Here is an 18,993-nt window from a genome sequence, read left to right as displayed (position 1 = left end):
AAATACAACAAGAACGATTTTATGACATTACTGCCTGATCCCAAAACCATTGCTGTTGTGTGATATCCACAACTTTCACTTCATCTTTTTTAACTTCAGCAGAAGATTCTTCTTCCGGCTTATCAAAGATTCTCTGATCTAGAGCATCGATTGAACTGCTCATAATATCCCTCCTAATCCTATGTCGGCTGCTTAGCATACTTATAACGCTTGCCTTGATCTTATTGTATTCCTCTTACAATCGGAAGTGAAATACGGATTCGGCATATATTGCATTTAGATTCGGAATAAGTAGCCTAAAAGCAGTCATCACAGGATAGAGTTAGTGTAATTTCCTATGTATACATAGGTGAAACATGAAATTCATGTCTTTATTTAGGACGGAGCAGCAGTATCCCAAAACCATTGATGCCGCGTAATATCAGGTTTTTTATCATCGAAATCGATCTTATCTTTTACAAACTGCAGCCATGCTTTTGTGGCATGAGAAACATATCGTTCTTTTTTCCAGGCTACTCCTAACTGTAAATAGATTGGCGGGTCAGCTAATGGAAGGGACGTCAGTGCATTAGCATCCAAGTGTTGACAAACGGTACTTGGCAATAGAGCTACACCAAAATGATCTGCTACCAGTTGGGTCATCAGTTCAAGCTGCAGCGTTTCAAAAATAACATTAGGGCGAAAACCGGCTTGCATGCACCGGTCGATAATGAGATCATTTAAACTAAAGTCATTACTATACAGCACAAAAGACTCATTGATCAGATTCCCATAGTCAATGATTTCACATTTGGCAAAAGGGTGCTCTGGATGGACGACGAGCCGCAGGGGATCTTGGATACTGCAAATCATTTCATAAAGCTCCTGATCACTAGGTGGAATACATATTATGCCTACGTCTAGTGTCCCGTCTAAAATGCCAGTTTCAATTTTCTTCGATCCGAACTCAAATAGCTGTATATTAATATTCGGATAGGCCCTTTTAAAAGGGCCAAATAAGCGGGAAAATGATGTCAGACCCGTAATTGGCGGAATACCGATCCGTATTTTCCCTGATTTTAAATTAGATCCTCCAACTAAATTAGCACTTATATTTTGAAAAGATGAAACAATATTCTCTGCTTGTTCCAAAATAATTTCACCTGCGTCAGTCAATTCCACATACTTTGTAGTACGATAAAATAATACCACTCCAAAATGGCCCTCAATCTCTTTAATTATTTTACTAATTGATGGTTGGGAAATATGCATTTGGTCAGCCGCTTTACTAAAACTCTTTTGCCGCGCTACCTCTATGAAATATTCCAGATGTCGTATCTCCATTTTGACCTCCTTTACCAAAAGGTTCTAAGCTTAAATCGTAGCAATAAGTAACTCTTTTCAAAGCAATTATAATCGCTATTCCATGATATGGCAACTCACTAAAAAATGTAACAGGCAGCATAATTACAGGGCTTATTTACCACGTTTTGTACAGCCATTGTGGTAAATAAGCCCTGTTATCCATGATAAATCATGTTCGACATTGGATTAAGCAGCAAATTAGTTGAATGAAAAAACAATTAAGACAGCAACAAGGGCACAAAACATTCCTGGGGCGGTACGTTTAGCGATCTCCATCGGATTTACACCAGCTATTGTTGCACATACAATGGCACCACCAGCAACAGGAGACATTGTACGTCCTAAACCACCAGATATTGTAGCAAGGGAGCCCATATCTGTAATTTTAAACCCAAACTGCGCAGCATGCGGAGTAACTGCACCATTGAAGGCAAGAGCAGCCGCATCACCTGATCCACTTAAAACTGCGAGAAAAAATGGACCGATGGATGCCGCATATCTTGCTACATCCTGTGATTCTTTCATATTTTCAATCAGTGCACCCGTAAGTCCAATGGTATCCATTCCCTGGGTGAACACAGCTGCTGCAATGATAATACCCACTATTTCTCCATAAGAGTCACCCATGCCCTTAAAAAAGCTTTTGGATATTTCTTGTGCATTGCCCCATGTTACGACAAATCCAAGCATGGCACCTATAATCATAGCTTGGGGAACTGTAACCTCAGGAATCAGAGCAACCATTTTGCTCCCTAGTACCAACAAGACCAGAGGAATGACAGGAACTACAGCTTTTACAACGTTAACCTTAAATTTTTCACCACCACTAGCAATTTCAGTAGATCTCTCAGCACTGGCACCTTCTTTTCGCAAATGACAAACAATCGTTAGCATTGTTGCTGCAACAGCAAGAGAAATAAGGGCAGGAATAGTATGACCAGCAATCACTGTCATCACATCAACATTGGCTAATTTTGCCACAAATGGATTATGTGCAAGACCAGGACTCATGACACTGCCAATCGTACCAGACATGACACAAGCTGCAGCCATCGCAGGGTGTACGCCAGATACGATCAATGTAGGTATTAATACGGCGCCAACAGCGGCAGCACAGCCAGCGGTACTCGGTAAAGCAATATTAATGATCCATGTTACGATAACCGCTCCTGGTATCAGGATAAACTTAGCTTGCTTTAGTAAACTCGTTAATAAGTTTACCAGATGACTATCACAGCCAGTTAGTTTCATTACATAAGAAAAGCCCATCACTGTACAGATCGTTGTTACAAGCCCTCCGCTAACCATTGTTTTCGCGAAAGCATCTATTGCTACTAAAGGCTTGCCAACAACTAAAGCCATTGCCACGCCAGCTACAAATAGAACCAGCCTGGTTTCATAACGTCTGATGATAGCAAGAAATGTTAAAGCTACAATTAAAATACCAATCCAAATCATGAATTACACCTCCTATTTTCATCTCATGATCCCCCTACCAAATCTTCCTTGGATTAAGAAGGCCTTTAGGATCTTGACCATTTTCAGCGTAGATCCCTGCTTCACCTAAAGCCTTGGCAATATGAGGTCGTTTTGTTATGCTAATTCCGTGCTCCCCAGATAAAGTCCTCCCTGCTAAAAGAGCTGCATCGAAAAATTCATTGATGGCATTCAGATATTTTTCAATCGAACTCACTTTTTCTTCTATTGGAATCTTACCGTTTCTCCCCATGAAAATACTCCCTTCATAGAAACAGTTATTATTTTAACTGTCTTCTATAAAGGGAGTATATCTGTTTTGCCAGAGGAATTATTATTTTATTTAATTTGCGTGCCAATCAAGATTCCAATCAAGCCTGCTGCAATTTCATTTCTCGTATTTTCATGACGTTGATTTTCTCTCTCTTTTCGATCATTCCAGTCCCGGTCATTCTCATGATCACGTCGCCGCATTTCTTTTTCATGCCGTTCGTTTTCTTCACGCTCCCGTCTATCATGATCACGCTGTCTATCATTATCGCGCTGCCTATCATTATCACGCTGCTTATCATTATTGTGACGATCTCTATTATCTAATTGCGCTATCCGCTGCGGACCATTATTATGCAGCGATGAGGCTTCTATTACTGAGGCACCAAAACCGATTTGCATCATACCTACCATTGAAAAAACAACTATTTTTTTAACTACGTTTTTCATTAAAATCCACTCCTTAATTCCTTGTTCTAATTATAACACCAACATGTTACAGAGATGTGACAACTTTCCAATTGAATAAATTACTGTCTATTAAAGATATACCCACTTATACTTACAAATTAAATAGTGTAATAATTGAATTACTGACAGTATATAGTACTAGTACGCCAGTAAAAATTACAATTGGATAATTACGCCATCCTTTTATCTCATTATCCATAAGTCACCTCTTTGTTTTCTTAATGCTTCATTGATTAAGCCTTCATTGTAATCTTCTCGTTTTAGAGCTTTCGTAAATTTTAACTAACCTTACTATTCCATAGCCAATAAACACATAAACAACCATAGCTATAATGGTAGTAGGCTCCAGAACCGACTGCGTTTCAATCCCTTTATTTACCGCAGCTCTAAAAATACCACTGAAGGGGGCCAGGAAATTTCCTGAAATAGTATAAATAAATGACACAAAGGCACTCTCAGGATTTGCCCCAAGGAGTTTGAAAATAAGTCGAAAGGCAAAAAGAGCCTCAAATACACCGAGTATATAATACACGATTCTTCTAAATACCACGTTATTCTCATTAGATCTGTAAACTCTGTTATTTTCCATTTTTTCCTCCCATTTTGGTTATCTTACTATATTCACGATTCACGCTGGAAGTTATCTTCCATCTATATAATAACTATGCAATAAACGTGCCATCCTCATAATCCGTGTATATGTGCAATGAAGTCTTTAGAATCTTTACTGCAATGAACCGATCAGGACAACCGAACCGTACAGCATTGTGCGGTTACGTATAATGCTGTAACCCTATCAATCAATATTCTTACCTTATCCTGCTCCCCCGCCATAACCCATAAATTATAATTAAATCGATAGTAAATGATTTACATGAAAACCTTATTTAAATAAATAGAAAAAAGGGATCAAAAATGATCCCTTTTTTCTATTTATTCTCCGGATGTCGCAGCTTCCTGAATGACTGCATCATATTGACCAATTTTCATTGCTTCACCTTTATTTAAAAATAAGATTTTTCCATACTTCAACCGAGTCTTCCACAGCTTTTTCTGCCGTAACAAAGTCCCTTTTTTCAATGGCTTCTAAAATATTCTTATGGGTTTGCTTCGATTCCAAACTAAAATACGTATGTTTCCGAATACTTTGTGCAATAAACGGTTTGAAATACTCCATCACAAAATTATATATTTTTTCTAACAGTTTATTTCTTGTGATTTTACCAAGAATACGATGAAATTCCAAGTCACATTCTAAAACCTTGTCATACATTTGCTCATTATTATTTTTAAGAACTTCCATGATTTCATAACACTTTCGCAAGGCTTGAACATCATCATCATTGGCATTTTTTATTACAAGGCGAATGACATCTTTCTCTAATAGCAGGCGTAATTCTTTTAACTCTTCAAATTCTGGCTGAGAAAGTATAAAACTAAACAACAGAGGATCAAATAAAACTTTACCTTCAATATCAGAGGACACATACGTACCGTCGCCGCGTCTTATTTCAATTATACCAAAAGCGGCCAGTATCTTCATTGCTTCTCGAATAGACCCTCTGCTAACAGATAATAACTTAGCCAGTTCCATTTCAGGAGGCAGCCTGTCGCCAGGTATTATTTTTTTAGTTAACAGCAATTCCTTAATATTATTTATAACATAATCAACAGATGATTCATTTGGCTTCGGCGTTAACAATATTGAAAAATCAAATTCATTATTTTGCTTTACGTTCACCTTGTATCTACCCCTCTGTCCGCTTAATTAAACATGTATCAATATTTCCTATATTATAACATTTTATTAGTTTATTTGTTATTTTTAGCAAACAGATAATGACAATAAATAAAAAGACCTTCAATGAATGAAAATATGTGATTATCTCTATACAAGACAATCACATATTTCATCTAAATTTGGGGATCATGGGGGTGAAGCATAGTCGCGATCACATTATCTAAGACTTCATCATCCCAAATTCTTTTCCAGTCATCTCGAAGTACCAGTCGATTGCCAAGATCAATTGCAACAAGACAGGCATCTGAAACCTTCGTATTGCCCAACTTGCCGAGGAAATTAGCCGAAAGATTATATACATGACCAGCCAGAAAGGATTCGGCAGCGGCTCTTGGAATGCCGCGTCGTTCCGCCTCTTTAACCGTTTCTGCCATTGCATATAAGGTTGTTGCTCCTAAAATTTCCACTAAAGTTGGTTCTAAAAAAGCAATATCTCGAATCCCCATAACATAACTATTTACAACAGGTGCAAACATGATTTCGCTCACCATTCTGGCTTTCGTGAAGTTTTCCTCAGAACCTTGAATTTTGCCAATCACAATGTCCTGTTTCCCAGCAATTCCGCCAAAATAGTCATGTCTTGCCTCATAGGTGTCCTGGTCTAAGAAATAGGAAGGATGGCAGGGATGAGTGACAACAAAAGTACAATCATCCCGTAAAGCCAATTCTTTAGCCACTGCTGCTGCTGGATCTAAAATAATTAAACTTTTATTAGCCGCCATCATCTTCACGATACCAACAGAAACATCATAAATAATTTTATCAGGAACAGCTAGAACAACAATATCGCTTATGGGTACTGCAACTTCAGCAGGGGTAACATCAACCCCCCGCTCTTTGATGGCTTTTATCCCAAACTCCGAGTTCTCGCAATAATATAATTCAATTGTATCAGGGTGCTTTATTAAGTTATTGGTCACTCGAGTACCCATTTTTCCGCCTGCACCGATTACACTTACAACCAGTTTTTTATTCACATCCACATCCCCTTTACTTTCTTTGTAAGACTTTTTTGACAGCATCCACAATATGATTGACCGACATTCCATAATAATCGGCTACTTCTTCAGCAGGGCCAGAGCTTGGGAAAATATCTTGCAGACCCACTCGTTCAATACGTACAGGGCAATGTTCTGTACTCACTTTGGAAATAGCATCCCCAAGTCCCCCGATGATATTGTGATCTTCAACGGTAACGGCAGCACCGCAGTCCTGCAAAATAGCCGTAATTCCCTCTACATCAATGGGTTTTAAGGTATGAACATCGACTAATGTAACCTGAATTCCTTGTTCATTGAGACGTTTGGCTGCTTCAATCGCTCTGTATAAAATAAAGCCATTGGCAAAGAGTGCAGCATGATTTCCATACTTACCTAACACTCTAATTTTTCCCAGCTCAAAAGGTGTCTCTTGATCATAGACGACATGCTCCCGTCCACTGCCTGCTCTTAAATAAACAGGACCGTCAATCTTTGAAATAGCTTTGACTGCCTGGTAAACTTGATGAGCATCCGCAGGGGCAACTACTGTAATGCCTGGAATACTTCGGACAATGCCCAAATCCTCAAAGAACTGATGGGTAACGCCTTCACGCTCACCGCCAAAAACGCCGCCGTTTATACCGATAAAATTCACATGTAAACCGGGATAAGCAACAAAGGTTCGCAATTGTTCACATGCTCTCATCGTAATAAAACCGCCATATGTGCCGACATAAGGAATAAGACCGCAGCTAGCAAGTCCAGCAGCAACAGCAACAGCATTCTGCTCTGCAATGCCGACTTCAATGTATCTGTCAGGAAATTTTTCTGCAAAAGCCGTAGCTCTCATGGCTTTTAGCGAATCGGCAGATACAAATACGAATCGATCGTCCTCTTGCGCCAGATCAATTAACGCTTGGGAAAAAGCTTCTCTTGTTCCTTTATAATTACTCATTTACATCACCGCCTAATGTTTTTAATGCAATGGTAAGTTGTTCGTCATCAGGAACTCGTTTATGCCAAGAATTATCATTTTCCATATAAGCAAGACCCTTACCCTTGACAGTATCTGCGATAATAACGGAGGGCTGCGGGCTCTTTTTTGCCTGATCAATGGCATTTATAATTTGTGTAAAATCATGTCCATCAATGGTTTGGCAATGCCAGTTAAAAGCTTGCCACTTAGGCAGAATTGGTAAGAGACCACTTACCTGTTCAATACTGTCCCCGCTCTGCCACCCATTACTATCAATAAATAAAATTAAATTATTTAATTGATATTTACTGGCGCACATGGCAGCTTCCCATACAATTCCTTCTTGGATTTCTCCATCCCCCATTACAACATAAGTGGTATACGACTTTTTACGATATTTTGCTGCTAATGCTATACCTACTCCAAGAGATAAGCCATTTCCCAGGGAGCCGGAGGTCATGTCAATACCTGGGGTCTTGTTCATATCGGGATGACCCTGCAGCATACTGCCCAAACTTCTAAGTCCTCTGCATTCGTCAATTGAGAAGAATCCGCTCCTTGCCAGTGCTGCATATAGTACGGTGCAGGCATGACCTTTGGAAAGAATAAAACGATCGCGATCTTCCCACTGAGGATTGTTTGCATCAATCTTTAATTCTTTAAAATATAAAACAGCTATGATATCCGCTATGGAAAGAGCTGGACCTGGATGTCCGTCTTTTGCCCTATGCACCATTTGGACTACATCCAACCGTAATTGATTCGCTTTGGATTGTAAATCAATATTATTGTCGTTTTTAAGCATGTATTTACCCACTCCTTGTTATATTATTAACCTCTTTGCAATCATAAGACGTCAGACGTTTGATGTTTAAATTAAGATTAGCATATCATTTTTCTTTTTGTCAATATATTTTCAAAATATTTAATATTATTTTTGTTAGCTTGCTATCTGCCATTGTAAGCAATCATTTTAGTGGAACTAACAGCGCTCACCTATGTTATTAACTATAATATTTATATTGTATTTTTTTAATTCTTAATATATAAAATTTTCTGTTTATTATATTGACAGGTCATTTCTCCTCATTCTATAATTAGAATATTCATTAGACGTTTGATGTTTGATCTTTATGTGAAAGGGGGCTTTAACGATTCTCACTTAGTCAATGTAAAATACCTCGGATTAAAAAATAGTCAGGAGGCTGCCATGTATGATAAATAATTTACTTTTTGATGAAGAACGTTTAATGGCAAAATTGCGTTGGAGAATTGTTCCCTATATTTTTTTACTATACATTGTAGCAATGATGGATCGGGTCAATATTAGTTTTGCAGCACTTGAAATGAATAAAGCGCTCGCTATCTCCTCCACGGCTTTCGGTACCATCGCAGGTATATTTTTTATTGCTTATTTCTTTTTTGAAATTCCAAGCAACGTAATTATGCACAAGGTCGGTGCCCGGATTTGGATGGCTCGAATTCTTTTTACCTGGGGACTCGTTACTGTTTTTACTGGTTTTGTTCAAGATGCAACTCAATTTGGAATACTAAGAGTACTCCTTGGAGTTGCCGAAGCCGGATTTTATCCTGGAATGATTCTTTACATGACCTATTGGTTCCCAGCGAGACATCTAGCGAGAACAATCGCCATCTTTATGACAGGCATGGCATTCAATAACATTTTAGTAGGACCTATATCCACATGGATTATGGACAATATTCAATGGCTGCAGATGGCTGGCTGGCGCTGGCTGTTTATTCTGGAAGGCATTCCAGCCGTCATTCTCGGCATCACAACGCTTTATTATCTGATTGACCGCCCTGAACAAGCCAAATTCTTAACAAAAGAAGAAAAAGAATGGCTTTTAACGGAACTGAAAAACGAACATGAAGCCAAGCTTGCTAAAATTAAAATTTCTAAATGGGAAGCGCTTAAGGATCTTCGTGTCTGGCATCTTTCCATTATCTTTTTCGGTTATGTTAGCACCATGTATGGTCTTAGTATGTGGATGCCCCAAATCATTAAGGCATTATCGAAAACACTGACCAATACACAAGTTGGACTGATCTCAACAATCCCTTATATCTTCGGTGTGATCGCTATGATTTTAGTCGCTCGCCATTCAGATAAAACCATGGAACGGCGTTATCATATCGGCTTACCGATCTCCAGCGCATTTGTTGGTTTAATTGCCCTTACAATGACCACTGATATTTTCTGGTCTATGCTATGGATTATTGTGAGTATTATTGGTATTTACAGTTTTGCAGGAAGTTTCTGGACATTGCCAAGTGCTTTTCTATCAGAAGGAACTGCAGCTGTTGGTATTGCCATGATAAATTCCATCGGCAATTTAGGCGGCTTTGCTGGTCCCTACGTTGTAGGCTACTTAAAGGACCTTACTAACTCTACATCGGGTGGCATGTACTTTTTAGCCTGCTGGGCACTTCTCACTACCCTATTAACAATTGCTATACCAAAAAAACTAATTACAACTCATAAACCCGTAGAAGCTGCCAATAAAGTTGATACTACTGTAATTGTATAGCAGTTATAGCAAAAAATAGGGCTTGGCAATATGCCAAGCCCTATTTTTTCTGCCCTTTTTCGTTTTTTCAGTCCTTTCCAATATATCGATCATACATCGACTGCATCACGGTGGGGTACCAGGACCCAGGCTGGTTTGATTTTTGCTGTATTGGGCAGTCCCTTTACCCAGCTGGTATCACCATACTTTTTCTGTAATTCACTGAGCTCGCCATATCCCAGCACACGCATAGGGCAGGCTGAAACACAAGCCGGCGCGGTTCCTTGCTGCAAGAGATCCTGGCAGAAGTCACATTTCTTCATCTTACCGTTGGCAGCATCAAACTGTGGTGCCTGATAAGGACAAACTGCAAAACAACGGCGGCAGCCAATACAGCTCTTTTCGTTAATCAGCACCAATCCATCTTCTTGTCTTTTGAATATCGCTTTACTTGGACACACGGCAATGCAAGGAGCATCTACACAATGATTGCAGCTAACCGGTATCCAATAGGCATAGGTATTTTGATAAACAACATTGCCGGAAATGGTAAAATCGCCGCCTTCATAGGCATGAATTTGTCTAAAATTCTGACCGAGAGGCAGATTATGCTTATCTTTGCAGGCAATTTGGCAGGCACTGCAGCCCATACAATGTTTTTGCTCAACATAAAATGCGATCTGCTTGCTCATTTCTCTGCCTCCATTTGATCCAGTTTCGCCACTTCAACCAGGTTGGTATGCTGAGGATTCGCAAAAGCCAGTGGCGTCGGCTGGTATTTGGTTAATGTATTGATGCAGCCGCGTTGGTCGGTCCCCTCCTTATCCGGTGACCACCAGCCCCCCTGGGGTATCGAAATCACCCCGGGCATAATGCGGGGAGTGACTTTAGCGGTGAGTATGACTTTACCCCGGGTATTATAGATACAAACCCTTTCACCATTTTTTATGCCGCGCTTTTTTGCATCATATATGCTAATCCAAAAGACTTGTGCTTCTGCCTCCTCCATCCAGTCATTATTATCAAACATGGAATGCACACGCCGTTTGGTATGATGACCAATACATTGCAGCGGATACGTGCCCCGCAGAGGATCTTCCGGTCCTTCCCAGGCGGGAATATATTTGGGAATGGCAGGCACTTCAGCAGGCTTATCCAATTCCCATAAGCGTGATGAGAAAAATTCGATTTTCCCGGAAGGGGTGGGAAATGGATGGTGCCGGGGATCTTCAATCTGCTCCTTAAAGGCAATTGCAGGTTCCTCATACTCCCAGTCATATACACCTTTTTCTTTAAATTCTTCATAGGAGGGAAAACCAGGATTTTCTTTGCGGGTTTCATCGACAATAAAACGCAGCCAGTCTTCCAGCGTTTTTCCTTGGGTAAATTCAGCTGTAAGTTCCAATCTTTCAGCTAAATCCCTGATCCAGTCATATCCGTTTCGGCATTCATAAACCGTATCCACTGCCTTATTCATAAACAATACATAATCACCGGCAGACCAGGGTAATACAATATCTTCCCGCTCCATGAAATTATCACCCGGCAGCAAGATATCGGCAAATTTCGCGCTGCTTGTAAGAAAATGATCACTGACTACAATAAATTGAGCTAAATTTTCATCGCCTAACAGTTCTGCCGTTCCATTCGTATCAGAATGCTGATTGATGAGGCAGTTACCGGCGAGATTAAATATTAGCTTAATGTTGGCTGACAGCTTATCAACACCCCGGACTCCCTCTCTTTTCCCTAGTTCAGTCCCTTTTTGAATTGCCAGCGGCCACATGTACATGGAGATTGCTGCTTTGCAGGGGTTATTGATAGGAATCGAACCAACATACTGTTTGCGGCATGGTGAACCGCAGCCAGAAGCCCAGCCGCCTTTTATGCCAATGTTTCCTGTCATTGCAGCAAGGGCCGCCCCACTGCGGGGCGGCTGTTCGCCATAGGCATGGCGCTGGGGTCCAAATCCCTGGATGAGCGCACCCGGTTTATTCAGGGCATATTCCCTAGCCAGCTGAATAATGATCTCCCTTGGAATGCCTGTTGATCTTTCCGCCCAGGCAGGGGTTTTAGGAACCTGATCTGTACCCGTACCAAGAATATAGCTTTTGTATGAGTTTCCCGCTGGAATACCTTCCGGCATATGATCCTCATCAAAACCGAGACAATAGGTATCCAAGAATACCTGATCCTGCAGATTTTCTGTAATGATCACATAGGCCATTGCATCCAAAAGAGCACTATCGGTGGTAGGGCGAATGGGTATCCATTGATCAGCCAGAGCAACAGCGGTATCTGAATACAGAGGATCAATGCAAATAATTTTTGCCCCGGCTTCCTTAGCCTTTTTTAGATAATAGGCTGTATTCGTTCCATGAATGGTTGCAGCCGGGTTAAATCCCATCAGAATGATAAGCTTCGAATTAACCCAATCTTCTCGGCTGCTGCCACTATTGACAGTCCCATATGTATATGGGGTTGCGGCGTTGGTACAAGCTGAGCTATAGGTTCCATAGTAATCTAAATAGCCTCCATAGAGTGCCAGCAGCCGTCTCATCCAGACCTGTTCCGACGTTTTCCCGGCATTGCCTGTTGCGTAGGAAAGATAAATGGCCTCTGGACCGTACTCAGCCATAATTCGTTTCGTATGATCTGCAATCGTATCTAAGGCTTCTTCCCAGGAAATACGTTCAAATAGACCTTCTCCCCGTTTACCAATTCGCTTCATCGGATACTTCAGCCGGTCCTCATGATACAAATAGCTCCTGTAGGCCCGGCAGCGAAGGCAGCCACGCAATTGGGGTCTTTTATCCGTATCGGGACGTTCATCATCACTGGTAATACGAACAATGCGTCCGTCTTTTACATGAGCTTTAACAATGCAGCGACCGCCGCAATTATGGGAGCCTGATGTCCGTATAATGGTTTCTTCTTGGAATGTTGTATCCGTCATATCTCTTGCTCCCTTAATTACATTTTTGCACATAGATCCAACCACATAGAGTTTGGTGGTTCTTTAGTAAAAGTAATAACTATTTTACCTTATTTACAATTAGAAGACAAAATTCCTGCAAGTTTTTATTAGGGTTTTTACAGGAATTTATTGTCTTATGATGACGAATACAGTTGATAAGCAAAATGATTGTAAAGATTGTAAAGATTGTAGAAGGGAAGAAAGTTAAATATTAGAAATATACGTTTTTTCGACAAAATAAGCGTTACTCTTTATTGACAATGGGATTTGAGACTGCTACAATAAACCACATGTAAATAGTCTCGTATAATTTTGGGGATATGGCCCAGAAGTTTCTACCGGCAGCCGTAAATTGCCTGTCTACGAGTGAAAGTGTATCTAAGGTCTACGCTGCCTGTTCAAATTTACTGTTAAGCTTCTTTACTTATTGGTAACTTTCATTCGCAGTCGTGCTCCAATGATACAGGTGATCATACACCACACCCAAGGATAAAAGTCCTGATGGGGAATTTTCGCTCATTTTCTACAACGCGGAGATTCCCTATCAGGGCTTTTTTTATTTTAAAGAACCAAAGGAGGGCTTATGGATTTATTAAAAAAAAGGATTCAGTCTGACGGACAAGTTTTAAACGACTCCTTACTCAAAGTTGACTCCTTTTTAAACCAACAAATTGACCCCCAGCTTATGCTGAAAATGGGAGAGGAATTTGCTAAACGCTTTAGCGGAGAATCGATTACGAAAATACTGACGATTGAATCCTCGGGAATCGCCGTATCGGTAATGGCAGGACTCATCCTTAATGTTCCCGTTATTTTCGCTAGAAAGAAAAAATCAGTGATTTCCAATGATGCCTTATACTGTACCACGGTCTATTCCTTTACCAAACGCGAGAGTAACAACATTATTGTCTCTAAAAAATTTCTGCAAGAAGACGATCATGTACTTATTCTCGATGACTTCCTAGCCAACGGAGAAGCTGCCACAGGTTTAGCATCTATTGTGGAGCAAGCAAATGCAAAAGTAACAGGAATAGGCATTGTAATCGAAAAATCATTCCAGCCTGGTGCTCAAAAGTTGCTTCAAGCTGGTTATCGTGTAGAATCCCTAGCTCGAATCGCTTCCTTTTCAAATGGACAAGTCAATTTTCTATAATCAGTATCACTAGGAGGATTATGTATGAAAAACTCTGCTGGGAAAACGTATTTGCTTGGCACTCAACATGTGCTTGCCATGTATGCTGGTGCAATTATCGTTCCCCTTATTGTTGGCGGCGCTCTTAAATTAAATTTTGAACAAATGGGTTATATTATTGCAGCAGATTTACTAACTTCCGGTCTTGCCACTTTGCTGCAAGCATGGCGAAATCCTTTCTCTGGAATTGGTTTGCCGGTTGTACTTGGTTGTACCTTTACAGCTGTCTTCCCCATGATTAGTATTGGAAGCCAGTATGGCATGACGGCCATGTATGGCTCCATCATATGCTCCGGTCTTTTCGTCGTACTCATCGCAAATTACTTTTCAAAACTGGTTACGTTCTTCCCGCCTGTTGTGACGGGTTCTGTCGTTACGATTATCGGCATTACATTGGTTCCAGTCGCCATTAACAATGTGGCCGGCGGTGTAGGAAGTGCAGATTTTGGTTCTTTATCCAACTTTACTCTCGCGTTTGGCGTGCTATTATTTATCATATTATTAAATCGCTTTACCACAGGATTTATCCGTTCTATTTCCGTCTTACTGGGATTAATTGCCGGAACCATTGTCGCCGCAATTATGGGCAATGTTTCCTTCAGCAGTGTTGCCCAGGCTTCATGGTTTAATATGATCACTCCCTTTTATTTCGGAATGCCCACTTTTGAACCAAGTGCAATTATCACCATGATTGTTGTTGCAATTGTCAGCATGATTGAATCGACAGGAGTTTTCATGGCACTAGGTGAGATTTGCGGCAAGAAAATAACAGAAACCGACCTGACTCGCGGCTATCGAGCCGAAGGAATTGCTGTAATCCTGGGAGGTATTTTTAATTCTTTTCCTTATACAACATTCTCCCAAAATGTCGGCCTCGTACAGCTTTCCCATTCTAAGACGACTAATGTAACCATTGTTGCTGGTTTTATGCTTATACTTTTAGGACTGATACCTAAATTCGCAGCATTAGCAATGATTATTCCAAATTCAGTACTGGGTGGAGCCATGATTGCCATGTTTGGAATCGTCGTTGCCTCAGGAATTAAAATGCTCAGTAAAGTTGATTTCGCCAGCAATGAAAATTTACTGGTGATTGCCTGCTCTGTTGCTTTAGGTTTAGGAGTCACTGTCGTACCCAATCTCTTTGTTAAATTTCCGCCGCTGCTAAAAATGTTCTTTGAAAATGGAATTGTAACAGGTGCGTTAACAGCTGTTATTTTAAACATCATCCTGAATATGGGGCACAAAAAGATGCCGACTAAATTTGACCATTAAATTAACATTTGCTAGAAATATAAGCCCGAAAGTTTTCTGTCTCAGAAAACTTTCGGGCTATTTATTACTCTTTTAGGTGCTGTATTATTTCTTGATAAAAGTTCCGTTGTCAATTTCTCGAAAAGCCTGCTGCAGCTCTTCCCGCGTATTCATAACAATGGGGCCGCCCCATGCAATGGGCTCTGTATTACTTGAGAAGGGTAGCTTTTAACAAATCCAAGAAGTGCTTACTGCTAGCAGACAATTTGTGATTTCTCGACCAGACAATTACTGTTTTCGTTGATACGCTGGGTTCTACAATGGTTTTATACATCAGCTCTGAATCAGAAATAAGTTCCTGGGTAGATTTTGGCACTAAGGCCATACCAATTCCTAGCTTTGTCCATATTATATTGAGTAAAATCCCATCACTTATACATACAATATTTGGCTTAAACCCGGCTTTTCTGCACCATTCAACGAACATAGCTTTCCACCTTAGCGGAATAATTAATGGTTGGTTAACAAGCTCAATCAACCGAATTTTTTCAGGATCATCACCACAAGAATATCCATCTCTTTTCATCGCAATTACTAATGGCTCATCGGGCAAAGTGATTGATTCATATATTTCTAGATCAAAGGGAGCACGTATAATGCCAATTTCAATGACCCGATTATTTAGCAGTTCTAAAATTCGATTACCATCCCCTTCCCATAGCTGGAATGTAACCTTCGGATATAAGTTATGAAACTGATGCAGCAGATTTGGAAGCAATGTAGCTCCCGATGTACTCACCGTACCGATTGAAAGCGCACCGACTAACCCTGAATTCAACTCTGTAATTTCTTTAATTGTACCATCAACTAAACCTAATATTTGTTCTACCCGTTCCCGTAATAACTCCCCTGCTTCTGTCAGCCTTATTCTACGACTTCCGCGCTCAAACAATTGGACTCCAAGATTATCTTCTAACTGTTTCATCTGCTTACTAAGGGGTGGCTGCGCTATATTAAGCCGCTTCGCTGCATTGCTGATATTTCCTTCCTCAACGATGGCATAAAAGTTTTTCATATCCCGAATATCCATTTTTCTCACCTCGTGCTATATATTTTCAGTATAGGACGTATATTATATTAATAATTTTATTATAGTTCGCGTCATGCTATAATTGCAACAAATATGATTAGTAAAGACTGGGAGTGATTGTATTGAATGAGCAAACTACTCTTTATAACAACTTTAACATTAAAGGAATTGCATGTACTAAACCTTCTCCTTGGAAAAAATTTCATAATATATATCTGCTTTTAATGACTGTACCTATATTTCTTGGAACATCCTATGTTGCAGCTAAAATTGGAATGCGTGACTTCCTTCCTTTGAACCTGGTTATTTTACGGTTTGTAATTGCGTCTTTAGTATTTACTCTCATTCTTTTGCTTAAAAAAGGAACTAGCTGCATTGATAAAAAAGATATACCTCAGTTCTTCCTGCTAGGCTTTTTGGCTATTACTTCATTTTTCTATATTCATTATACAGGTTTGCAATATACAACCAGTACAAATGCTGGTCTGATTATGGCAACTACCCCGGTCTTTGCTGCTTTATTCTGCATTATTACCAAAAAAGAAAAAGTGACTACTCGCAGCAGGTTAGGAATAAGTATTGCTTTTTTCGGTGTTCTGCTAGTCATAAGCCAAGGAGAATTTGGCAGCATATTCCACCAAAAGACCCTCCTAGGAGATGGTTTACTGGTTCTAAATGCACTCGTTTGGGCCTGGTTTACTCTTAAAGGTAAAACAGTGTTAGAAAAGTATAGTCCATTTATCGCAATGGCTTATATTCACATCTTTGGAACCATTCTATTACTGCCATTTGCAATTGTTCCAACAGTACTAGCCGAAACAACATTGTTGCAGCAACTTCCCACAGTTAGCCGTGCTACCCTTTTAGCCTCAGCATATTTAGCTATTTTTTGCTCCGTTTATTCATACTTCATCTGGTATCTGGGAATCGCAAAAATTGGTGCCGTAAAAACAGCAATCTTCAGCTATTTTAATCCAATTATGGCTACACTGGCAGGTATAATGATTTTTGATGATAAACTGACTCTATCTATTGTTTTAGGCGGCTTATTTGTCATCATAGGTGTATATATCACCAATCAAAAGAATGCCATCTCCTTAGGCAATGTTCTATCAAGCAGAAAAATTTAACGGTACATGAATAGTGATAAAAAACTCCTGCAAGGCTTTAAAGTCCCTGCAGGAGTTTACTAATTCATCTATTCACTCAACGTGTTTTTTGCAAAAGATCCGATACCGCTAATGTCAAGACCGTCACAGCATTTGATAAGGCAGCTTCATCAAAATCAAATGCCCCGTCATGATGCCCGGCAGCTCGATTAATTCCGACCATGGCATATCCGCCTTGTCCGCCGCGTTCTTGAACCCGCTCTAAAAAGCATGTAAAATCCTCGCTGGCTCCCAAACTGCCACGATCCTCAATCACAGCGAATAAACCCGAAGCCTCTGCAGCTTGCCGCAAGCGCTTTGCAATTGCAGTATCACTTTGACCGCCGGAAGCTCCACCCATTTCACGAATGGTCACAGTTACGCCTTGTATGGCAGCAGCTCCGTGAATGATTCGCAGAGCCTCTTCCTGCATAAAGCAATTTATCGCTGAAGTTTCGCCGCGAGTTTCCAGTTTTAAAACCGCTTTATCAGCAATAACATTGCGCCCGCTGCCTGCTTCTAATACTCCAACATTAATGCGCGATACACCAGCAGCATGACGGGGAATCCCATGCAGGCTGATGGCAGCCTGAGCGGCAGCAAGCAATGCATTGCGTCCCTCATGGGGTGCTGCTCCGGCATGGGCCGGCACGCCAGAAAAATGAGCATCAAATTTTGTAGTAGCTAAAAAACCGTCAGTACCACAAATGAAGCGCTCACTGCTCCCAGCCAAAAAACCTAAATGCATACCAAATAAATAATCAACATCATCAACGACTCCAGCTTCAACCATTGCTTTGGCTCCTCGCACCCCTTCTTCAGCCGGCTGAAAAATCAGTTTGACGGTTCCACAAAGATTGGCTTTTTGTTCTTGTAAGATTTTTGCCACTCCCAGTCCAACAGCTGTATGTCCGTCATGGCCACAAGCATGCATAACACCTGTATGAAGTGAAGCAAATCCTTCTTGCCAAGGTCGATGCTTCTCATCTGTTTTTTCCTGCACATCATTAGCATCCATATCAAAACGCAGCGCCACTATAGGACCGGGACGACCAGTATATAGTGTGCCAACGACACCCGTTTTTCCACCTGCCATACTCTCAACCACTGTACTGTCTGCGCCTTCTTCGATTGCCCTCTTTGAACTGTTTTCAAGAACATCCTGAGTCGGCACCCCCATCATAGCAGCCTCTTCAACAACCTTACTACCATATTGAACATCATAACCAAAACTGTTCAATACTTTCACCACTCTGTCAGCGGTACGAAACTCAGTCCAGGCCGCCTCCGGATATCGGTGAAAATCTCTTCTCCAAGCAATAATTTGCTCCTCCATCTGCTTCACGGCTTCTTTAATATCTACGTTCATTGCTCCACCTTCCTCGTTATCTTCTCTATAAATACTAATAAAAATATTTACAGATCTTACTCCATTATAACATGATTGATTTGATTTCTTAATTTATCAGGGAAATTTCCGAGG

Annotated in this window: 19 protein-coding genes and 1 riboswitch; of the genes, 4 read left to right on the top strand and 15 right to left on the bottom strand. The window is 40.5% G+C overall.

Annotated features, from left to right (window positions below; all coding sequences use genetic code 11):
* Positions 1-19: 19 nt before the first annotated feature.
* The 10 genes from FR7_RS23755 to FR7_RS01675 form a co-directional block, all read right to left on the bottom strand.
* Positions 20-163 (bottom strand): hypothetical protein, encoded by a 144-nt coding sequence (locus FR7_RS23755; RefSeq protein WP_007938185.1) that lies wholly within the window; start codon positions 161-163, stop codon positions 20-22.
* A 212-nt stretch (positions 164-375) separates the two neighbouring features.
* Positions 376-1,323 carry a LysR family transcriptional regulator gene (locus FR7_RS01715; RefSeq protein WP_007938183.1) on the bottom strand — a complete coding sequence of 316 codons (948 nt, stop codon included), beginning with the start codon at positions 1,321-1,323 and terminating at the stop codon, positions 376-378.
* A 219-nt stretch (positions 1,324-1,542) separates the two neighbouring features.
* Positions 1,543-2,802, bottom strand: a complete 1,260-nt coding sequence (dcuC, locus tag FR7_RS01710; RefSeq protein WP_007938181.1) for a C4-dicarboxylate transporter DcuC — start codon at positions 2,800-2,802, stop codon at positions 1,543-1,545.
* A gap of 34 nt (positions 2,803-2,836) precedes the next feature.
* Positions 2,837-3,073, bottom strand: coding sequence for an FAD-linked oxidase C-terminal domain-containing protein (locus FR7_RS01705; RefSeq protein WP_007938178.1), 237 nt, complete (start codon positions 3,071-3,073; stop codon positions 2,837-2,839).
* Between the two features lie 86 nt (positions 3,074-3,159).
* Entirely contained in the window at positions 3,160-3,540 is a 381-nt protein-coding gene (locus FR7_RS01700) for a hypothetical protein (RefSeq protein ID WP_007938177.1), read from the bottom strand.
* A 262-nt stretch (positions 3,541-3,802) separates the two neighbouring features.
* On the bottom strand, positions 3,803-4,150 hold the full coding sequence (locus FR7_RS01695; RefSeq protein WP_007951751.1) for a YggT family protein: 348 nt from the start codon (positions 4,148-4,150) through the stop codon (positions 3,803-3,805).
* Between the two features lie 411 nt (positions 4,151-4,561).
* On the bottom strand, positions 4,562-5,302 hold the full coding sequence (locus FR7_RS01690; RefSeq protein WP_007938172.1) for a FadR/GntR family transcriptional regulator: 741 nt from the start codon (positions 5,300-5,302) through the stop codon (positions 4,562-4,564).
* 173 nt (positions 5,303-5,475) lie between these two features.
* Positions 5,476-6,339 carry a phosphogluconate dehydrogenase C-terminal domain-containing protein gene (locus FR7_RS01685; RefSeq protein ID WP_007951750.1) on the bottom strand — a complete coding sequence of 288 codons (864 nt, stop codon included), beginning with the start codon at positions 6,337-6,339 and terminating at the stop codon, positions 5,476-5,478.
* Positions 6,340-6,352: 13 nt separating this feature from the next.
* Positions 6,353-7,297: a transketolase family protein gene (locus tag FR7_RS01680; protein ID WP_007951748.1), complete on the bottom strand. Its 945-nt coding sequence runs from the start codon at positions 7,295-7,297 to the stop codon at positions 6,353-6,355.
* Positions 7,290-8,123, bottom strand: coding sequence for a transketolase (locus FR7_RS01675; protein WP_007938169.1), 834 nt, complete (start codon positions 8,121-8,123; stop codon positions 7,290-7,292). Before FR7_RS01675 ends, FR7_RS01680 begins: the two co-directional genes overlap by 8 nt.
* Before the next feature lie 409 nt (positions 8,124-8,532).
* On the opposite strand from FR7_RS01675, the gene FR7_RS01670 reads away from it, so the two are divergent.
* Positions 8,533-9,870, top strand: coding sequence for an MFS transporter (locus FR7_RS01670; RefSeq protein ID WP_007951746.1), 1,338 nt, complete (start codon positions 8,533-8,535; stop codon positions 9,868-9,870).
* Positions 9,871-9,959: 89 nt separating this feature from the next.
* Here FR7_RS01670 and FR7_RS01665 read toward each other — a convergent pair whose 3' ends face one another.
* Together FR7_RS01665 and FR7_RS01660 are read right to left on the bottom strand one after the other, a co-directional pair.
* Entirely contained in the window at positions 9,960-10,541 is a 582-nt protein-coding gene (locus tag FR7_RS01665; protein WP_007951744.1) for a DMSO/selenate family reductase complex B subunit, read from the bottom strand.
* Complete coding sequence (locus FR7_RS01660; RefSeq protein ID WP_338061442.1) at positions 10,538-12,838, bottom strand: DMSO/selenate family reductase complex A subunit; 2,301 nt, start codon at positions 12,836-12,838, stop codon at positions 10,538-10,540. Before FR7_RS01660 ends, FR7_RS01665 begins: the two co-directional genes overlap by 4 nt.
* Before the next feature lie 270 nt (positions 12,839-13,108).
* Positions 13,109-13,209: riboswitch (purine riboswitch) on the top strand.
* Positions 13,210-13,409: 200 nt separating this feature from the next.
* Here FR7_RS01660 and FR7_RS01655 point away from each other — a divergent pair.
* Entirely contained in the window at positions 13,410-13,979 is a 570-nt protein-coding gene (locus tag FR7_RS01655) for a xanthine phosphoribosyltransferase (RefSeq protein WP_007938161.1), read from the top strand.
* A 24-nt stretch (positions 13,980-14,003) separates the two neighbouring features.
* The gene (locus FR7_RS01650; protein ID WP_007951741.1) at positions 14,004-15,293 is read left to right on the top strand and encodes a nucleobase:cation symporter-2 family protein; all 1,290 of its coding nucleotides are present in this window, start codon (positions 14,004-14,006) and stop codon (positions 15,291-15,293) included.
* Positions 15,294-15,377: 84 nt separating this feature from the next.
* Here the strand turns inward: FR7_RS01650 and FR7_RS23055 are convergent, their stop codons facing one another.
* Positions 15,378-15,470, bottom strand: a complete 93-nt coding sequence (locus tag FR7_RS23055) for a pirin-like C-terminal cupin domain-containing protein (protein ID WP_255348796.1) — start codon at positions 15,468-15,470, stop codon at positions 15,378-15,380.
* A gap of 10 nt (positions 15,471-15,480) precedes the next feature.
* Positions 15,481-16,362, bottom strand: a complete 882-nt coding sequence (locus tag FR7_RS01645; RefSeq protein WP_007938157.1) for a LysR family transcriptional regulator — start codon at positions 16,360-16,362, stop codon at positions 15,481-15,483.
* Positions 16,363-16,484: 122 nt separating this feature from the next.
* On the opposite strand from FR7_RS01645, the gene FR7_RS01640 reads away from it, so the two are divergent.
* Positions 16,485-17,492: a DMT family transporter gene (locus tag FR7_RS01640; protein WP_007938155.1), complete on the top strand. Its 1,008-nt coding sequence runs from the start codon at positions 16,485-16,487 to the stop codon at positions 17,490-17,492.
* Positions 17,493-17,568: 76 nt separating this feature from the next.
* On the opposite strand, the gene FR7_RS01635 is transcribed toward FR7_RS01640, so the two are convergent.
* Positions 17,569-18,879 carry an amidohydrolase gene (locus FR7_RS01635; protein WP_007938154.1) on the bottom strand — a complete coding sequence of 437 codons (1,311 nt, stop codon included), beginning with the start codon at positions 18,877-18,879 and terminating at the stop codon, positions 17,569-17,571.
* Between the last annotated feature and the right edge of the window lie 114 nt (positions 18,880-18,993).

The sequence above is a fragment of the Pelosinus fermentans DSM 17108 genome (genome assembly GCF_000271485.2).
Taxonomy (GTDB): Bacteria; Bacillota; Negativicutes; order DSM-13327; family DSM-13327; genus Pelosinus; species Pelosinus fermentans.
This window is presented reverse-complemented; position numbering and strand designations above follow the sequence as displayed.